This is a genomic window from Corynebacterium sp. HMSC071B10, from assembly GCF_001814825.1.
Taxonomy (GTDB): Bacteria; Actinomycetota; Actinomycetes; order Mycobacteriales; family Mycobacteriaceae; genus Corynebacterium.
Genome location: NZ_KV818023.1, coordinates 33,555 through 50,306 on the forward strand (window position 1 = coordinate 33,555; position 16,752 = coordinate 50,306).

Here is a 16,752-nt window from a genome sequence, read left to right on the forward strand (position 1 = left end):
GCGGGCCAGCTGCGTCATCTTGTTGCGCCCGCGCAGTTCCACGGACTTCATCAGCGTCCAGCGCTGCTGCTCGACCTCGTTCGCGGCGCGTAGCGTGGCGGCGTTGGTCAGCACGCGGCCGGGCACGCCCTTAGCCAGTTCGGTCAGGCGTGCCGCGGCGTTGACGGCGTCGCCGATGACGGTGTACTCGAAGCGGTCGTGCCCGCCGATATGGCCCGCAACGACGTGGCCGGAGGCCACGCCCACCCCGGCTTCGAGCTGAAGGCCGTTGAGTTCTTGGCGGAGTTCGCGGGCGGCTTGGAGGGCGTGCGAGGCCGCGTCGTGAAGCGAGACTGGGGCCCCAAAGACGGCGAGCGCGGCGTCGCCCTGGAACTTATTGATCACGCCCTTGTTGCGGTGCACAACCTCGACGACAACCTCGAAGAAGTCGTTGAGTGCGGCCACGACCTCCTCGGGCGTGTGGTTGACGGCAAAGGTGGTGGAGCCGACGACGTCGACGAAGACGACGGCGACCTTGCGGTCCTCGCCACCCAGCTCCGGCTTCTCCTCCAGAGCCTTCTGTGCGACCTCGCTGCCGACGTAGCGGCCGAAGATGTCACGCACGCGCTGGCGCTCGCGCAGGCCCCGCATCATTTCGTTGAAGCCCGCCTGGAGCACGCCGATCTCAGAGCCGTCGTAGATGTCGACCTGCGTGTTGGTCTCGCCGCGGCGCACGCGGTTGATGGCGTCCTGCAGCTCCTTGATGGGGTCGACCACGCTCATGATCACAAAGGCGGTGCCGAACGCGCCGGTGGCCATGGCGGACAGCGCCAGCACGAACACGGCCGGTTGCAGCTCGCCTGGGGTGTTGGTGAAGTAGCCGCGGGACTGGGCGAGGAACAGTAGGACGATGCCCAGCATGGGCACGGCCGAGGTGGTGAACCACGTCATGTAGAGGCGCTGTTTGATCGGCGGCTCCAACGTGGCGTCCTCGAAGCGGCGCGCCAGCGCCTCCGCCGCGATGGGGCGGACCAGCCGCTCGGCCTGCAGGTAGGTCAGCACGGCGGTGACGAAGCAGGCCATGGAAGTGGCCACGAAGATGACCACCGCGAACCGCCCGCTCGTGCGCGCGGTGAGCACGGTGAGGATCGTGATGCCGATCAACCACACCACTACCACGATCATGGTTTGCAGCACGGGCAGTCGCAGCACCAGCCGCCGCACCATGTTCGGGTCGTGGTCTTGCGGCCGATGCTGCCACTCCAGCACCGGTCGGAAGAGGAAGAAGGTGACAACTATCCCCAGCACCACGGCGCACGCGACGTAGACCAGCCCGATCAGCCCGAGCGTGGAGCTGTGCAGCGCCAGCTGCTCGGTCTCCGGCATCGGAATGAAGAAGCGGATGAACACCATGATGGCGGCGGCACCAAGCAGGTTCGTTCCCAGCACGGTTGCGGCGTAGAGGGGCCAGGAGGTCCCCCACACCCAACGCAAGCCGTGCCAGAATCTGTTCATGGTGTATTACCTTAGCGAACGAGTACGCTAGGGCGCTGTGAACCTGCCCCAGTTTCGAAGTGTTGCCGAGCGCCTCGCGGATGCGCCAAACGTCCGCGAGGTCATCCTTGCTGCGGCCAGCGCTGCGCGGGAGCAATCGCTTATCGACGCCCCCCGCCAGGACTACGCCATGACCCACTCCTGGCTCTTTACCGGCCCACCCGGCTCGGGCCGTTCGCAGGCCGCACTGGCTTTCGCCGCAGCCCTGGTGTGCACGGACCCGAACGAGGTTGGGTGCGGGCGGTGCAAGGGCTGCCTTGACGCGCTCGCGGGCCAGCACACCGACATCGTGCACGTGGTGCCGAAGGAACTGATTATTAAGACGGACTACATCCGCGAGATCGTTGCCCAGGCGGCAAGGATGCCGACGGTTGCGCCCTACCGGGTGCTGATTATCGAAAACGCGGACCGCCTCCACCCGGCTGCGGCGGATGCGCTGCTGAAGACGGTGGAGGAGCCGCCTGAGCGCACCGTGATCATCCTGCTCGCGCCGTCGACAGACCCGGAGGACTTCTCCCAGACGCTGCGCTCGCGCTGCCGACACCTCTATATCCCCTCGCCGTCCGAGGCGGAGCTGGTGAACATCCTCATGCAGGAGGAGGGCGCCACGGAACACGACGCGCGTCTCGCTGCGGCGACCTCGCTGCGCCACGTCGGGCGTGCCCGCCTTCTGGTCCGTAGCCCCGAGATCCAAAAGCGCCGAGCGCAGGCCATCAACATGGCGGAGCTGATCTTCCAGGGTGCGTACGCCTTCCAGGCTGTTGGCTCGCTGATCAAGGCGACGGAGAAGGAAGCAGTCGACTCCTACGCGGACGAAGACGCCGCGGAGCGCGCCAAACTCGAGCAGGCCCTCGGCATGGGCGCAAAGGGCAAGGGCGCGGCCAAGGCGCTGCGCGGGGCCGCGAGCTCGCTGAAGGAACTCGAAGCCCGGCAGAAGGCGCGCAGCACTCGCCGCAAGCGTGACGTCTTCGACCTGGTCCTGGTGGATCTCGCCGGCGTGTACCGCGATGCGCTGGTGGTGCAGGCCGGTGCCGACGTCCCGCTGACCCACCCCGATTTCGAACCGCTCGCCCGCGAACTCGCCGAACGCGTCCCTGCCTCCGGCCTGGTCGCCTGCCTGGACGCGATCGCCCAGTGCCGCGCGCGTCTGCACCAGTCGGTGACCCCAGCCGTGGCGTTCAACGGCATGATCGGGCATCTGCGCGTCGCTTGCGGCGTACGCTGACCTGCTGGTTTATCGTTTAGTGGTTTCTGCACTACAATCGTTTTCCGGTACAGCGTCGCTATGCGTGTTGTCCGGCCGCCTTAGCTCAGTCGGCAGAGCGTTTCACTCGTAATGAAAAGGTCGCGAGTTCGATTCTCGCAGGCGGCTCCACCAAAACCCCAGCTAGAACACCGTTTTAGCTGGGGTTTTGTCGTCGTTTCGCGCGTCCAGTTGCCGATTAGCCCGATCAGCGACATCACACAAAGTGGGGAGCAGCGGGCCTGGTCCTAGATGCACAAAAGCCCCGCACGTAGCGGGGCCTCTGGCAATGTGGAGTTGCACACGACATGCAATCTCTACGCCTCAAATGGTAATGCAAAGCCACCAGTAGACATAAGGAGCAGATCGAACGGCACGGAGCATCAGATAAATATCGATTCCATAACTAAACGCAACTCTGGTTGATGATTACTTGTGCTTCTTCTTTACTGGGGAGGTACCTGAATTGAGTACGAGAGGAGTTGATCCGCAATGCATTACACCAGGAAGTTTGCCCCATCGTTTTGATTTCTGCGTTAGTGGTTGGGGGGCCGGCTAAGGCGCAAATTGATGGCCCTTCGCTAGTTCCGTGCTCGCCGTCGACTGGGTGCGTAACTGACGGAACTTACCAGTGGCAGGCCCCTATGCCTCCCAAGCTTACGGACGAAGAGCTGCGGCTATGTGATCAATGCAAAGTGCAAACGGTTGCTGCAGGACTAACCGCTGTGGCTGGAGGGTGGTGCTGTTGGGCAACTCGGTGCCGCAGTTATTGGTCCGTGTAAAGAAGTTCACGACAAATACCAAGAACGCGTCGGGCGAGGAGAATAGGAGACAGGTCATATGAGTGGACGATTCATTCTTTTGATTTTGGCGACAGCGTTGGCCTCCCTTTTGTTCATCTGGATGGTGCAAAGTTCGGAAACCCAGTTTTCCGGTTTCATCAGCGGAGCGGTAGCGCTATTCCTTGCTGCTCTTGCGGTGCGTGAGTGGAAGTCCAGGAACTCTCATCCGCATTAAAGCGTTCATCTAGATGCCCCAGGCATCGTTCTGGGCGTAGAAGTGGAGCTACCCTGCTTCAGTGTGACCTACACCGTGTACGAGGACAACTACATCATTCTCGAGGCCTCTGCCCCAGCCGCCGTGGAAGTAGACGTAGACCTACTTTTTGATCGTTTTAGGTGGGCAGAGTTATCGCTTGGCTTCGCCAGCACCGGGGGTTCCTTGAACGAGGAAGTCTCTTCGGGTCTCTGGGAACTCAATGACGTCACACGCAACATGATCAAAGAGCTACAAGCTATCCAAGTACATGTGAATGTCCGCTCTGCGGAGGGCCGATTGCCCCTTCGGCAGCTCTTCGCTGTGTGGGACTTGGCGCTCCCTGTAGCTATCTTTTCGGACCTTCGGTCGGTCGCCATGAAGAGAATTTCGCGTCCTGGAATCTCTCCAGTGCAGCGGAATCCCTTTCCTGACTTCTATTCGCGGGATTGCCTTGAAGATGTGGGCAAGGAATCATGGGCAAGTGCTGTAGCGCTCGTCGATCATGTTGTAGTTCGGCACCACCCACCTGAGCAAGGGAAAATCGCGTTGAGTGTTGGAGGAAAGAAGACCAAAGAAGCAACGTTCTATGCAGAAGGATTCCGCCCCGTGATCATCTCCCGTGATTTTGAATCGATCTTGGGTGATCTTCCCCTAGAAGAAGAATGGTCTGTCGCAGCTATCCGGATATGAGCAGGGCATTGATTGCAGGCCTCAGCGACGAGATCAACGCACTCGAACCCGCGAGGCTGCATTGTCCAAACGGGGCTAGCTCCATTTGGATCAAGGCCGGGCAGAAAACCCCAGTTCGAACCGTTTTAGCTGGGGTTTCTTCGTTAGCTGTTGCGACCGGCTATTTGGTGGCAGTGTCGTGACTAACCGGTAGCGCTTCAGTGAGCATCCGGTAGCGGCTCAACTTGCATAGGGTGATGGTTCCTGCATCCGCTTCATTCGGGTGCAGCACGTTCCGGATGGAGTCCGCTGATGAAATTGGAGCTATACCGCGGAAATCTCCACGGTCGGCCCCGGCTCTTCGGCACTAAATTGAACCAAGCCCGGTTGCAGTTCATCTCGCTTCAGGAGCGGCCCAAGCCCATCCTTGATGCCTGTCGATTCGGGGTAGTTGGTACCGCGATTCCGCGTAGTTGGTACCGGTGCTCCGCGTACTCGGTACTGCAGGGCGCTTTCATAGTTGATGCTGGAAGTACCGTGTTTCGGTGATGCTGCGGCAGCTCCAACCCGTTATACGAAGGAAAGGCCTGGAGCCCTACTCGCGGACTGCACCGTTGTCTCGATTCCAGGCCGACAGCAGTGGTGGTGGGACATTCTGGGGAGCCCGGGGCCCGAGTGTTCACAGCGCCGAAGACTTACTGAACCGTTGCGGGCAGTTGCGAATGACGCTGCCGGAGAGCCGATTGCAACATAGCGGACACCGAACCCGCATAGAAGTCTTCACCATGCGCAAGGACACCCCCAGTGGCCTGCTCGAACGAGTAATGCCTGCAGCCGGGGCCATACAGCCGGCCCGGCTCTGCTGTCCAGGTACCAACTACTTGGAACGCGGCAGTACCGAGCCTTCGGAGCGCCGGTATCAAACCCGCCCCTGACAACGCCACCATTTCTGAACCCTTGACCGACTCGCCGCAGGTGCGGAGCCCTGGCGAGCCTCCGCTACCGGATACTCACTCAGGCGCTACCAGATACTCACCACACCGCTACCATTTCAGTCTTCTGAACAACTGAGGTTCATCATGAGACCACGATATCCCGTTCTGGTTCACACCCCGAGAACTTAACCTAATGTTCACAGCTTTTTCATCCCCCATTCCCATCCCCCACGATCAGCATCAGGAGAGGGGGGAGCGTAGCAATGGGAAATCTTTGAAGCGTGAAAGTAGTCCGTGAACGGCTTTTGCTCAAGATGCACACATTCCTCAGAGTCCCATTCGAACGATGCCAATTCATGCCAGACCTCAAATTGTAGCCGCAAACAATGCAGATCCTTAAGGCCAAAAAAGCTGCATAGCTCTGAAATCGTAAACTCCGCAACGACTTCATCTTTGTACAGCTTAATCCGAACAACATGATGGTCAACGTCTACCGGTTCGCCACCCTCTAGGTTCCAGAGTGGGGTTTTTAACACTTTCATTAGAGCCTCCTTAATTAGACTCCCCTGTAAAGTCTCCCTGGCACCGTTCCAAGTTAAAGGAATGGGGGTGGTGGTGCCACGTTATATCCAGCGCAACCTCTTGTGGCCAACACACTTCACTCACGTTCCCTTTCAATTAGGGTACGCCCCAGAGTTACATGTGATGTGCTGGCATTAATGAAACACGGCGAGTAGGAAGTCTAATTCAACCCCAACTTCTGCGGCCCGAGAATTTGGCTATCTCTCTGTTCGCACTATTTATTCCTCATTTTCCACGACCTTTCTCCGGCCCAACACGGCCGGGCCCGACCCCGCACGACTGAAGTTCATTCAGCACCTCCACGACGTCGACGTCCTGGTCCTCGATGACTTCCTGGCTACACCTGTGGATGCCGCGACCGCGCACCAACTTCTCAACATCCTCGCCGGGCGAGAAGGCAAAGTCTCAACGATAGTGACCTCACAATTCGCCCCACTGGAGTGGTACAAGTCCATCCCCGACGCCGTGATCTCCGAGTCAATCCTCAACCGACTCGTCTCCGGCGCCGAGATCATCACACTCGAAGGACCAAACATGCGCCTGACCACCAACGCATAACCACCAACAACGCCTGAGTGAGACACCGCTACCGGATACTCACTCAGGCGCTACCGGATACTCACTCAGGCGCTACCAGATACTCACCACACCGCTACCATTTCAGTCTTCTGAACAATCAGCGACGAGATCAATGCACTCGAACCCGCGAGGCTGCATTGTCCAAACGGAGCTAGCTCCATTTACACCCGACCGCCCCATAAAATCCCAGGTCGTGCATCGCCACATCGGCTAAACGGAGCTAGCTCCATCTAGGCCTGCACACCCACGACGCCGCACACCGACGAAACCTCAACCCCCAACAACCCCGCGCACCAGGTACCCGCGCCGAATCTGCACGCTGCGGATGAGCGCGGAGCACGCAGCGAGCACGGCGAACACCGCAAACGGCAGACTCGGCCCGACGCGCGGCGTGATCCACGCGATCAATGGCGAGATCCCAAACCCGATGTAGGTCGCCACGTAGTACAGCCCGATGACGCGGCCGCGTTTTTCGGGCGGGGTGTACTCGTCGACGTCGAGAAGCCCCTCGCGCAGGCACAGCCCGTACGCCAGCCCGAGCAGCGCGGTAGCAGCCAGGAAGACGCCGGCAGAAGGTCGTGCCCCGCCTACCGCGATGAGCGCCATGCCGCCGGTCGCTCCGAGCGCCCCGACCACGCCTGCGCGCGGTCCCCACTGCCCGCGCCGGGCGAGTGCCTGCACGGTTAGTGCCACGCTAAAGCCCAGTACAGCGGCCACGCCGGGCATGAACGCGGCACCGATGGCAAAGTCGGTGCGCCCGGCCAGCACCACCATCGCCGTCGTGATTGAGGCGAAAACCCAGATCCCCATCGGCACCGCCGTCGCGAGCGCCTTAGCCTCGCTGTGCGCGGAACGAGCCTCAGCAGTCTGCGTCACCGCAGGCGCGCCGTCGTCGCGCATGCTTATCGACGCCACCATCACCCCCACAGCCATCACAATCGGCACCACGAACGGGACCTTCACCGCGTCCGCAGCCAGGTGAGCGACTACACCGGAGGAAACCGGACCAAGCATGAACCCGGTGGTCAAGGCGATGCCCGCGGCGGTTGCGCCGCTCGCGCCGCGGAGCCTGCCGGCCCAAGCGGTGCCGGCGCTGACGACCAGGCCCACCCCGAGACCGACGATGAAGCGGCCGAGGAGCAACCCGTGTCCGGGGATGCCCAGCATGAGGTAGACATTGCCCGCAGCCGCGATGATGGTGCCCGCAACCACTGCGGGCCGCGACCCGAAGCGGTCGGCGACCCACCCGCCGATGAGCAGGCTGGGGAAGAGCCCAACCGCGTAGATGCCGTAGGCGCTGTTGGCCAACACGGCGGAGACGTCGTGGTCGCGGCGCAGCAGCACCAGTACCGACGCGAAGTGGTTTGCGGACCACCCGGCCGTAATGAGGAACGCGAGGGTGAGCGCGTACGTGGCGCGCGCCATTAGTCCTCCCGGCGGCTTTCTGGCAGCAGGCGCGGTACGACCTTGCCGGTGGCGTTGCGCGGCAGCGAGCGGACGAAGTTCACGTCGCGGGGGATGGAGTGGTCGGCCAGGTTGGCGCGGACCCAGTCGCGCACGGCCTGGGCGGTCAGGCGCTTACCGGCCTCGGAACGCTCCGGCACGACCCAGACGGCGATGCGCTTAAACGTGTCCGGGTCGTCGACGCCGCCGGAGTGCAGCTCGTCGATGCCGGGCATGCGTTCGAGGACCTCGGTGACGGACTGGGGGTGGACGTTTTCGCCGCCGACGATGATCATGTCGTCGTTGCGGCTTAAAACGTGCAGATAGCCGTGTTCGTCGAAGTAGCCGAGGTCGCCCATCTCCACCAGCCCGTCGATGGTGACCAGCGGGGTCTCCGGGTTGGTGTAGCCGCGAAGTGCGGTTTCGTTGTTGAGGAAGATGCGGCCGACTTCGCCCTGGGGGACCTCGTTGTCGTTGTCGTCGTAGATCTTCAGGATGGTGCCCGGCGGGACGCGGCCGGCGACGGAGGCGTCGCTAGCCAGCAGCGCGGGGTCGGCGGCTGCAGCAAGTGCGAGCTCGGTGGACCCGTAGATGTTGGCCAGGATGGGGCCGAAACGTTCGTGCATGCGCTCGACGATCGCCGGGGTCAGCGCGTTGCCGGCGGAGCCGATGAACTTCAGGTGCGAGGTGTCGAAGCGCTCGTTGTCGGGGATGTCCAGCATCTGTTTGAAGAAGATGGGAGAGGAGATCATCCCGTCGCAGCGGTACTGCTGTAGCTGGCGGAAGACGTTTTCGGGGTCGAAGACGCGCTGGGTGACCACGGTGCCGCGCACGCCGAGCGTGATGTTGAGCGCGGACCAGCCCCAGGTGTGGAAGATGGACGCCGTCATCTGGATGGTGTGGCCGGAGCGAAACGGCATGGCCTCGAGGTATCCGGCGACCACCAGCGGCATCTTCGGCTCCGGGCGCAGGATGCCCTTCGGGATGCCGGAGGTGCCGGAAGACATGAGCACCATGTCGCCGTGCTTGGGGAACAGCGGCAGCTTTGGCAAGCCGCGCGTGCCGCGGGCGATGATGCCCGCCTGGGTCAGCTCGTCGCCGTGGTCGCGGGTGGTGTGCGCCCACACGCGCGTGACGTGCTCGATGCCTTCGGGGATGCGGTCGGCGAACTCGTCGTCGATGAACAGGATGTCAATGTTGTTTTCTGCGATGATCCCGGCGAGTTGCTCGGGGGACGAGCCGATGTTGAGCAGGAAGATCGTGCCGCCGGTGTAGCCCTTCGCGGCGAGCGGCAGGATGATGCCGCGGCCGTTGCGTGCCATGACACCGATGCGTAGGGCGTCGAGGCCCTTGTCCTGCTGGACTTGAAGGAGCCAGCGGCCGAGTGTGCGCGATTGATCGCGGAGTTGGCGGTAGGAGAGGAGCCCGTCGTCGTCGATAAGCGCGGTGCGCTCGGGCACTGCTGCTGCACCCTGCTCGACCTCGCGGGCGGTGGTGAAATGGTAGCGCGCGAGGTTGGGGACGAGGGCGAGCATGGCTTTCGGGCCGCCCTCGCCGCTGATGAGGCCGGCGCGGTTGGCGGCGCGCAGGAAGCGCACGGCGGAGCGCGCAGTGAACGCGACGCGGGAGGGGGTCAGCGCGGGTTTGTGCATGGCTGTAGTCCTTCTTTCCCGAAATTGGCGTACGGGCGATAAGTGTATCTGTTTAGTATTGCAAAACGTTCAGTAGTGTGACAATTGTGCACTCGTGTTAACTTGTGTTGTTAGGAGAGTATGATACGGGTAACGTTTCGCTGTGACCTTGGGATGATTACTCTGTACAAAGTTCTTTCGCAAACGGGAGCACACGCACAATGACGAGCACACGCTTACGCACAACACTTGCCGCCATCTGCGCGGCTGTCCTCGCCGCACTCGGCGTCGTTGCCGCGCCAAGCGCGGGGGCGCAGCAGCGCAACATGGTGATCTTCGGTGACTCCGTCATCGCGGACCCGAGTGGCCCGCAGTGGGCGGCCGGCAAGCTCGGGCTCGACTCGCGCGGCTCATCCTCGGTGACCACGTGGTGCCCGACCTCGCCGACCAGCTGGGGCAAGCAGGCAGCGGCCCGCCTTGGTCTGCCGGCCTGGGACTACTCCTGCACCGGCACCGTCTCCATCCAGAAGGGCCCGCAGTTTTCCTCGCAGGTCACCCGTGCGGCGCGCGACGGTGGGCTCAACCGCAATACCGCCCGCGTGATCATCTCCACCGGGTTCAATGACACGTACCACAATGACGGCCGCAATCGCGCCGCTTTCCGACGCGACTTTGTCGCCGCCATGGTGCCGCAGATTAACCGCATCCGCGCCGCCGCCCCGAACGCGCGCATCCAGATCGTGGGCTACCCCAAGATCACGCAGGGCGACAAGGTTTGCCTCTTCCACATCGCGCCGAACGTGTCGGATACGACCCCGTTCGCCGCGGTGCAGGAGTGGGAGGACTCCGCGCAGTGGGCCCAGGTGGACCTGGCACGCGCGACAGGCATTGAGTTTTTGGACTTGAAGCCTTCGACCTGGCACAACAACATGTGCGCGCCCGATAATAAGCGCATGTGGGCCGGCCTGGTGGACTTCTACGGCGGGCCGGGCAACCTGCCTATCCACGTCAACCAGCGCGGCCACGCGCACGTCGCCCGCGTTATCGCCGCATCCTAATTACGGACATGACCACCGCTGCGGCAGAGCACACCGCAGCGAAGCCGAAGAGATAGACGGCGACCATATTCGGCCCGCCTTCGCTGAACCAGTTCAAGCCCGCATTAGCGAGGACGATCAAGAACAAACCTGCGTTGATGCGGGCAGTGCGCTCGAGCCTGCGTTTTGGCCGCGCCGGGAGGCTGTGCGCGTAGCGCTTCGGATCGCCGAACTCTTCTTCCACGCTTGTGCCGTTTTCTGCGGCGAACGCATGTGCCTCCGCGATGGTCTCGCGGATCTCGCGCTCGTGGTACTCGCCGCGGGCCCGCAGCTCACCCGCGACCGTGGTGTCCCAGTCGCCACGGGGCGTGTGTTCTTCTGGGCCCTGTTTCTTCCACGGTAGGAAGAACGCCGCGGCCGCAAAGATGAGCGCGAGGATGAGGCCCCACTCGTTGCCGAACGGCAGGCCAAACTTGTCCAGCGCCATGATGGCCCACGCGCCGAGCAGGCTGATCGCCACGAGCGGGATAGCGGAGAGGGCACCGGCCTTCCACTTCGCCATGCGGGTGTAGAGATTCCAGTAGGTGGCCAGCGTGACGCTCAACCCGAACGCGAGGATCGCTGGGGTGACCACCATGCCGAGGGAGACATCGTCATTCCAGGTGACAACGGTGAGCCCGAGCGCGAAGCCGGCTGCGGCCACGAAGAAGATCCATGTAAGGCGTGGCGGGCGCGCCCTCTCTTCGCCAACGAATGGGTCTGTGCCTCCGTGCGCGAGCTCGTCGCGTACTTCGGCGGCGTGTTGCTCGGCCCATTCGTCGGCTGTGCCGAAAGCGGCCTCGGGGGTCAGTCCGTCGGCTTGCGCGTGCGCTGCGGCGTCGCCTGCGGCCCGTTCCGCGGCGTCGCGGGAAAAGCCGTGGTTGAGGGTCAGTACGAGGGTTGCGCGGTCAGTCCAACGGCTCATTTCGTGTCCTTTCGGGTAGCGGGGTCGTTAAAAAGCGAAGCACGGAGCTGGTCGAGCTGTGCGCTGTGGGCAGCGAGCTCAGCCTCGCCCTCGGCGGTAATCGCGTAGGTTTTTCGGCCCGGGCCGCTCTCGCTTTGGGTCCAGTGGGCCTGGATGAGCCCGGCGTCCTCGAGCTTGCCGAGTACGGGGTAGAGGGATCCGCCCTTCGGCCTGCCGAAGCCGAGCGCCTCGAGCGATTGCGCGATGGCGTAGCCGTGCGCGGGGCCGTCGCGAAGGCAGCGCAGCACCGCGGTGGGCATAAAGGCGCGGATCCACGGTTGAGGGAAGCTCATGTACCTAAGTATGAAACGTACCTAGGTACGTGTCAAGAGTTGGTACGGTGGGGGAGTATGACTGCACAAAAGGTTCAAGGAGTAATCGCCCGCGAGAAGGGCGCAGACGTCGAGGTCACCACTATCGTTATCCCCGAGCCTGGCCCGAACGATGTGGTGGTGAAAGTCCAGGCCACCGGCGTGTGCCATACGGACCTGGCCTACCGCGACGGCGATATCGAGGACGCGTACCCATTTCTGCTCGGCCACGAGACGGCCGGCGTGGTCGACTCGGTCGGCGCGGACGTCACCCACGTCGCCCCCGGCGACTTCGTCGTGCTGAACTGGCGCGCGGTGTGCGGCGAGTGCCGCGCCTGCCGCAAGGGGGACACGAAGAACTGCTTTAACACCCACAACGCTTCCAAGGGCATGACCTTGGAGGACGGCACGGAGCTCACCCCGGCGCTGGGCATCGGTTCCTTCGCGGAGAAGACCCTGGTCCACGAGCTGCAGTGCACCAAGGTGAACCCGGACGAGGACCCGGCCGCTGCGGGCCTGCTCGGCTGCGGCATCATGGCTGGCCTCGGTGCCGCCGTGAACACGGGCGAGGTCCAGCGCGGCGATTCCGTCGCGGTCTTCGGCCTGGGCGGCGTTGGCCTGGCTGCCGTCGCTGGCGCGGCGCTTGCGGGCGCGACCACGGTCATCGCCGTCGACCTTGACCAGCGTAAGTGCGACGCCGCCACCGAAACCTTCGGTGCCACTCACGCGATCTGCTCGAAGGGTTTGAGTGAGCAGGAGGTTATCGATAAGGTGCGCGAGCTTACCGACGGCTTCGGCACCGACGTCGCCATCGACGCCGTCGGCATCCAGCCCACCTGGCGCCAGGCCTTCTACTCGCGCGACCTGGCAGGCCGCATGGTCATGGTGGGTGTGCCCAACCAGACCGACCACATCGACGTGCCCGCCATCGACGTCTACGGCCGCGGCGGCTCGATTAAGCCCGCCTGGTACGGCGATTGCCTCCCGGAGCGCGACTTCCCCACCTACGTCGACCTGCACCTGCAGGGCCGCTTCCCGCTCGGCGAGTTCGTCTCCGAGCGCATTGGAATCAGCGATGTGGAGGATTCTTTTGCCAAGATGAAGCGCGGCGACGTGCTGCGCAGCGTCGTCGAGTTCTAGCCCGCCCAACCCCGAAAGGACCACCATGACTTTCCGTGTAGATAACGTTGTCACCTCTGGCCTGTTCAAGCTCGACGGCGGTGAGTGGGAAGTGGACAACAACGTCTGGATCGTCGGCGACGACAGCGAGGTCTACATCATCGACGCCGCCCACGACGCCAAGGCGATCGCCGCCGCGGTGGGGAACCGCCGCGTCAAGGGCATCATCGCCACCCACGGCCACTCCGACCACATCGACGCCGCGCCCGAGCTTTCCCGCCTGGTCAACGCGCCGGTCTACCTGTACCCCACCGACGGCTTTTTGTGGCAGCGCGAGAACCCCAACGCGCACTATGAGCAGCTTCTCGACGGTGCCACGTTCCACATCGCAGGCACCGACCTCAAGGTCTTGTCTACCCCGGGCCACTCGCCCGGCTCCGTGGTGATCTACGCGCCCGAGGCAGGCGAGCTCTTCTCCGGCGACACCCTTTTCCAGGGCGGGCCGGGCGCAACGGGACGCTCCTTCTCCTCCTTCGACACCATCATCCACTCCCTGCAGACCTCCGTACTGGACCTGCCAGCGGAGACGGTGGTGCGCACCGGCCACGGTGACCACACCACCATCGGTGATGAGGCACCGCATCTGGAGGAGTGGATCCGCCGCGGCTACTAGGGCTGTGGCTTAGAAGCCTCGCTCGTCTGCCATCTTGCTCAGCCATTTTGGCTCGTCGATGCGCAGGGAGAGGTCGGATTCAACGTCCGTGATGCGGTCGTTGTAGCGGCGAATCAAGCGAGCGAGGCTCTCGCGGATCCGGTCGGAATTGTACAGTGCGAGCTCTTCGATGTTTGTCCCAATGTAGGATTCTGCCTCGACGACTCCTACGCTCTGGTCAATCGCGGCAACTTCAGCAAGCTGTTTCGCCGCCAGAACGCGAGATGCAGGGACGATAATTACGGGTCGCACCCCTTCAGCGAGGTTATCCCGGCACCGGTCCATGAGCTTCTCCATCGGAGAAACAGTCACGTGGAACGCGGTCGTGCCGATCTGAAAATCGCCATTGCGTTCAGTCTGGAGATCTGCCGTGGTGGCTTTGTCCCGTCCAACATCGAGATCTGGAAAGCGGAGCTCAAGCTTTGCGCCGATGAGATGCTGGAGCACCGAGCCGGTGGGGCGATCATCCCTGGCAGCAGCTGCCTTGAGGATCTCGCCAACAGTGAGCGCGACGGGCTTGTTATGGTTCAGATCGACTTTGATCCGCTGCTTGTCAAAGTAATCAACTTTGGCTTTTTCGACGAAAAAGGACTCGAGCTGATCTGCCAGAACCGCAACATCCAGTCCGTCGATGTTGACGCGATTCCAACGCTCAACGAGGCCCTGCGCCTTAGGGATAGTCCCGCGTGAGGTTCTCCCACCCTCAGACGTATATTTCTGTGCTCACCGTGCTCCGCCAGGATTTTCTTCATTGCCGTGCCGGAGAGGCCGCGAACCTGACTTTGGTTTTCTGAGAGTAGACGCTCTTGGGTGATCGGCAAGCCTTCGCGGACCATCCTGGAGACGATCAAACCGACGTTGATCGTATTTGTTCTCGCGCTCTTATCTCGCTTGCGGTGGTCCTCGTACCAGTCTGTTGCTTCACCAAGAAGTTCGCTGAGCGCTTCTTCCACTCGACTCGCGCCGACGCTATTAGAGGGCGTGTTCGCCATATGTGTCTCCTCGAGTTTCCAAAGCAAGCGGAACCAGCGCCTCTCGTGAAAGCCAAGACACAACTGGCACTGCCACCGCGTCGCCAAAACCGTAGTGGACCTGGGACTCACGTAAACCATTGAGGTTGTACCACCCGGCACCCATGAGGCGTGCGTACTCGAGTCCGGTCATCCAGCGAACTCGGATCTGGCCGTGCCCCATGACCGCCACCGCCTGCTTCGATGAACCGCCGCGCGCTGTGCGCAAGCAACCCGCGATGTCTTCAGCGCGCATTTCCCAGGTGGGAACGCCGTTGCGGGTTCTCCGGTAGGCAGTACGCGCGGTCATAGCTCGCGCGTTGATAAACCCATCGGCGCGGAGCCGCTGTGTTGGCGACATGGAGCTGATGAAAGCCTCGGTACGCTGGCTGTCCCACCACCGCGGATCGTCGTCTGCAAGGTGCTCGATCTCGCTGCTGAACCCGTCTTTGCGGGGAGCAGCGATAGCCGGGAACGGGAACTTGAAGGTGCGCAGGTCATCTTCCTGGTGTACCCACGCCACAGAATCTGGTCGCAGCGCCGTGTCGCCTTTGCCGCCGTCAAGCGGTTGCTTTGCACCGATAAGGAAGAGTCTTGGGCGGGACTGCGGGACAAACCTGCGTGCGTCGATGGTGACGACATCCACCGCGTATCCGAGTTCGTTGAATTCCCTGATTGCAGCGCGAAGATCGTCGCCACCGTGGGAAGAAGCCAGGCCAACGACATTCTCTAAGACTGCGACGTTTGGTCTGCGATCTCCCATTCCGCGAAGGACATTGGTGAAACCAAAGAACGCGGATGATTCCCGACCGCTGATCCCATCCCGCTTCCCAGCCAGTGAGAGATCTGTGCAGGGAGAGGAAGACCAGGCAATGTCTGCGGCTGGCACCTGGTCTGGGTCAACGTCAAATACGTTCTCCAGCGCAAAGTCATCGTCGCCCCACTGGCCCGAGTACATGGCGAACTTGTTCTTGTCGTAATCGTTTGCCCAGACCGTCGAGATTCCTGCGTCAGCCATCCCAGCCCGCGCGAGACCGATACCTGCGAAAAACTCAATCGCGGTCAGCTGGTCGGTGGCGTGGACGGGGTGCAAATGCGGCATAGGAGACTCCTCGAGGAGCAGATGATCTTAAGGCTGTCTAGCTTAGCGAAAACCGCATTCGAATTCTTGCTCGACCCTACGCCCCGGCCCTCTCCAGCTCGGCGTCGATGACCTCGGCGAACTTCTCGTACGGCAGCGCGCCCTCGAGGACCTGGCCGTTGATGGAAAAGCTCGGGGTGGCGTTGAAACCGGCCTGCTGGGCGAGCTTGTTCGCCTCGGTGAGCGCCTGGTCGTACTTGTCGCTTTCCATATCCGCGCGGAATTGCTCGAGATCCGGTACGCCTGCTTCTACTGCAAAGCCGACCAGCTCATCGAGGCTGAAGTCCGGGTGGCCGTCTACCTTGGAAGCGGCCGCCACGTAAGCTTCCTGGAACTCGAAGAACTTGCCCTGGTCGGCGGCGGCGCGGCCCGCGCGTGCGCCGTTGAGTGCGCTTTGGCCGTTGATGACAAAGTCGTTCATCTCGTAGCGCACCTTGCCGGTCTCCACGTACTGCTTCACAATCTCCGGCATCGTCTCCGCCGCGAAGCGCATGCAGTAGGGGCAGGCCCAGTCGGAGAACTCGGAGATGACGACGGGTGCGTCGACGTCGCCAAGTGCCATCGGGTCATCCGCTTCTCGACGAGCAACCTCCACCTTCGCTTCCTTCTCACCTGCGGCTTCGCCCGCGGCCGGCGCCTGCTGCGTCTCAGTCGCCGTCGGCGGGGTAGCGCTCTGGCTACCGAGCACGTAGCCGCCTACGCCCGTACCGAGCGCCAGCACGGCGGTAAAGGCCCACATCAGGGGCGGGATCTTCGTATCGCTCAC

At 62.5% G+C, this 16,752-nt stretch carries 14 protein-coding genes, 1 tRNA gene and 1 pseudogene; 7 read left to right on the forward strand and 9 right to left on the reverse strand.

Annotated features, from left to right (window positions below; all coding sequences use genetic code 11):
* Positions 1-1,494, reverse strand: a 1,494-nt coding sequence (locus HMPREF2990_RS10060; RefSeq protein WP_070764498.1) for an adenylate/guanylate cyclase domain-containing protein, incomplete at its 3' end; no start/stop codon positions are given.
* A gap of 37 nt (positions 1,495-1,531) precedes the next feature.
* Between HMPREF2990_RS10060 and HMPREF2990_RS10065 the strand changes: the two genes are divergently transcribed.
* The 3 genes from HMPREF2990_RS10065 to HMPREF2990_RS10080 all read left to right on the forward strand — a co-directional run bounded on the left by HMPREF2990_RS10065 (position 1,532) and on the right by HMPREF2990_RS10080 (position 4,504).
* Entirely contained in the window at positions 1,532-2,758 is a 1,227-nt protein-coding gene (locus HMPREF2990_RS10065; protein ID WP_070764499.1) for a DNA polymerase III subunit delta', read from the forward strand.
* Between the two features lie 74 nt (positions 2,759-2,832).
* Positions 2,833-2,908, forward strand: a tRNA-Thr gene (locus tag HMPREF2990_RS10070).
* A gap of 948 nt (positions 2,909-3,856) precedes the next feature.
* A complete protein-coding gene (locus HMPREF2990_RS10080) occupies positions 3,857-4,504 on the forward strand; it encodes a hypothetical protein (protein WP_070764501.1) in 648 nt (215 codons plus the stop codon).
* A 1,111-nt stretch (positions 4,505-5,615) separates the two neighbouring features.
* Here HMPREF2990_RS10080 and HMPREF2990_RS10090 read toward each other — a convergent pair.
* Complete coding sequence (locus HMPREF2990_RS10090) at positions 5,616-5,960, reverse strand: hypothetical protein (protein WP_070764503.1); 345 nt, start codon at positions 5,958-5,960, stop codon at positions 5,616-5,618.
* Between the two features lie 256 nt (positions 5,961-6,216).
* Between HMPREF2990_RS10090 and HMPREF2990_RS10095 the strand changes: the two genes are divergently transcribed.
* Positions 6,217-6,558 (forward strand): ATP-binding protein, encoded by a 342-nt coding sequence (locus HMPREF2990_RS10095; protein WP_256380992.1) that lies wholly within the window; start codon positions 6,217-6,219, stop codon positions 6,556-6,558.
* 291 nt (positions 6,559-6,849) lie between these two features.
* Here the strand turns inward: HMPREF2990_RS10095 and HMPREF2990_RS10100 are convergent, their stop codons facing one another.
* Positions 6,850-8,004, reverse strand: a complete 1,155-nt coding sequence (locus HMPREF2990_RS10100) for an MFS transporter (protein WP_070764504.1) — start codon at positions 8,002-8,004, stop codon at positions 6,850-6,852.
* Positions 8,004-9,674, reverse strand: coding sequence for an AMP-binding protein (locus HMPREF2990_RS10105; protein ID WP_070764505.1), 1,671 nt, complete (start codon positions 9,672-9,674; stop codon positions 8,004-8,006). Before HMPREF2990_RS10105 ends, HMPREF2990_RS10100 begins: the two co-directional genes overlap by 1 nt.
* A 200-nt stretch (positions 9,675-9,874) precedes the next feature.
* On the opposite strand from HMPREF2990_RS10105, the gene HMPREF2990_RS10110 reads away from it, so the two are divergent.
* Positions 9,875-10,711 carry a GDSL-type esterase/lipase family protein gene (locus HMPREF2990_RS10110; RefSeq protein WP_070764506.1) on the forward strand — a complete coding sequence of 279 codons (837 nt, stop codon included), beginning with the start codon at positions 9,875-9,877 and terminating at the stop codon, positions 10,709-10,711.
* Here HMPREF2990_RS10110 and HMPREF2990_RS10115 read toward each other — a convergent pair.
* Positions 10,695-11,654 (reverse strand): hypothetical protein, encoded by a 960-nt coding sequence (locus HMPREF2990_RS10115; protein WP_070764507.1) that lies wholly within the window; start codon positions 11,652-11,654, stop codon positions 10,695-10,697. The two genes, HMPREF2990_RS10110 and HMPREF2990_RS10115, sit on opposite strands and share 17 nt — an antisense overlap.
* Positions 11,651-11,986, reverse strand: coding sequence for a PadR family transcriptional regulator (locus HMPREF2990_RS10120; RefSeq protein WP_070764508.1), 336 nt, complete (start codon positions 11,984-11,986; stop codon positions 11,651-11,653). The genes HMPREF2990_RS10115 and HMPREF2990_RS10120 overlap by 4 nt, the downstream gene beginning before the upstream one ends.
* 57 nt (positions 11,987-12,043) lie before the next feature.
* Here HMPREF2990_RS10120 and HMPREF2990_RS10125 point away from each other — a divergent pair, with 57 nt between their 5' ends.
* Together HMPREF2990_RS10125 and HMPREF2990_RS10130 are read left to right on the forward strand one after the other, a co-directional pair.
* Positions 12,044-13,144, forward strand: a complete 1,101-nt coding sequence (locus HMPREF2990_RS10125) for an S-(hydroxymethyl)mycothiol dehydrogenase (protein ID WP_070764509.1) — start codon at positions 12,044-12,046, stop codon at positions 13,142-13,144.
* Positions 13,145-13,169: 25 nt separating this feature from the next.
* Positions 13,170-13,796 (forward strand): MBL fold metallo-hydrolase, encoded by a 627-nt coding sequence (locus HMPREF2990_RS10130; protein ID WP_070764510.1) that lies wholly within the window; start codon positions 13,170-13,172, stop codon positions 13,794-13,796.
* 9 nt (positions 13,797-13,805) lie between these two features.
* Here HMPREF2990_RS10130 and HMPREF2990_RS10135 read toward each other — a convergent pair.
* The 3 genes and pseudogenes from HMPREF2990_RS10135 to HMPREF2990_RS10150 all read right to left on the reverse strand — a co-directional run bounded on the left by HMPREF2990_RS10135 (position 13,806) and on the right by HMPREF2990_RS10150 (position 16,752).
* Positions 13,806-14,827: pseudogene (locus HMPREF2990_RS10135) on the reverse strand (DUF4928 family protein).
* Complete coding sequence (locus HMPREF2990_RS10145) at positions 14,808-15,947, reverse strand: DNA cytosine methyltransferase (protein ID WP_070764513.1); 1,140 nt, start codon at positions 15,945-15,947, stop codon at positions 14,808-14,810. Before HMPREF2990_RS10145 ends, HMPREF2990_RS10135 begins: the two are co-directional and overlap by 20 nt.
* Before the next feature lie 76 nt (positions 15,948-16,023).
* Positions 16,024-16,752: a DsbA family protein gene (locus HMPREF2990_RS10150; protein ID WP_246817521.1), complete on the reverse strand. Its 729-nt coding sequence runs from the start codon at positions 16,750-16,752 to the stop codon at positions 16,024-16,026.

Bases quoted from the DNA above. Each gene is read 5' to 3' on its own strand.
- HMPREF2990_RS10110 (WP_070764506.1), top strand. From the start codon at position 9,875: ATGACGAGCACACGCTTACGCACAACACTTGCCGCCATCTGCGCGGCT.
- HMPREF2990_RS10145 (WP_070764513.1), bottom strand. From the start codon at position 15,947: ATGCCGCATTTGCACCCCGTCCACGCCACCGACCAGCTGACCGCGATT.
- HMPREF2990_RS10120 (WP_070764508.1), bottom strand. From the start codon at position 11,986: ATGAGCTTCCCTCAACCGTGGATCCGCGCCTTTATGCCCACCGCGGTG.
- HMPREF2990_RS10100 (WP_070764504.1), bottom strand. From the start codon at position 8,004: ATGGCGCGCGCCACGTACGCGCTCACCCTCGCGTTCCTCATTACGGCC.
- HMPREF2990_RS10130 (WP_070764510.1), top strand. From the start codon at position 13,170: ATGACTTTCCGTGTAGATAACGTTGTCACCTCTGGCCTGTTCAAGCTC.
- HMPREF2990_RS10115 (WP_070764507.1), bottom strand. From the start codon at position 11,654: ATGAGCCGTTGGACTGACCGCGCAACCCTCGTACTGACCCTCAACCAC.
- HMPREF2990_RS10105 (WP_070764505.1), bottom strand. From the start codon at position 9,674: ATGCACAAACCCGCGCTGACCCCCTCCCGCGTCGCGTTCACTGCGCGC.
- HMPREF2990_RS10090 (WP_070764503.1), bottom strand. From the start codon at position 5,960: ATGAAAGTGTTAAAAACCCCACTCTGGAACCTAGAGGGTGGCGAACCG.
- HMPREF2990_RS10125 (WP_070764509.1), top strand. From the start codon at position 12,044: ATGACTGCACAAAAGGTTCAAGGAGTAATCGCCCGCGAGAAGGGCGCA.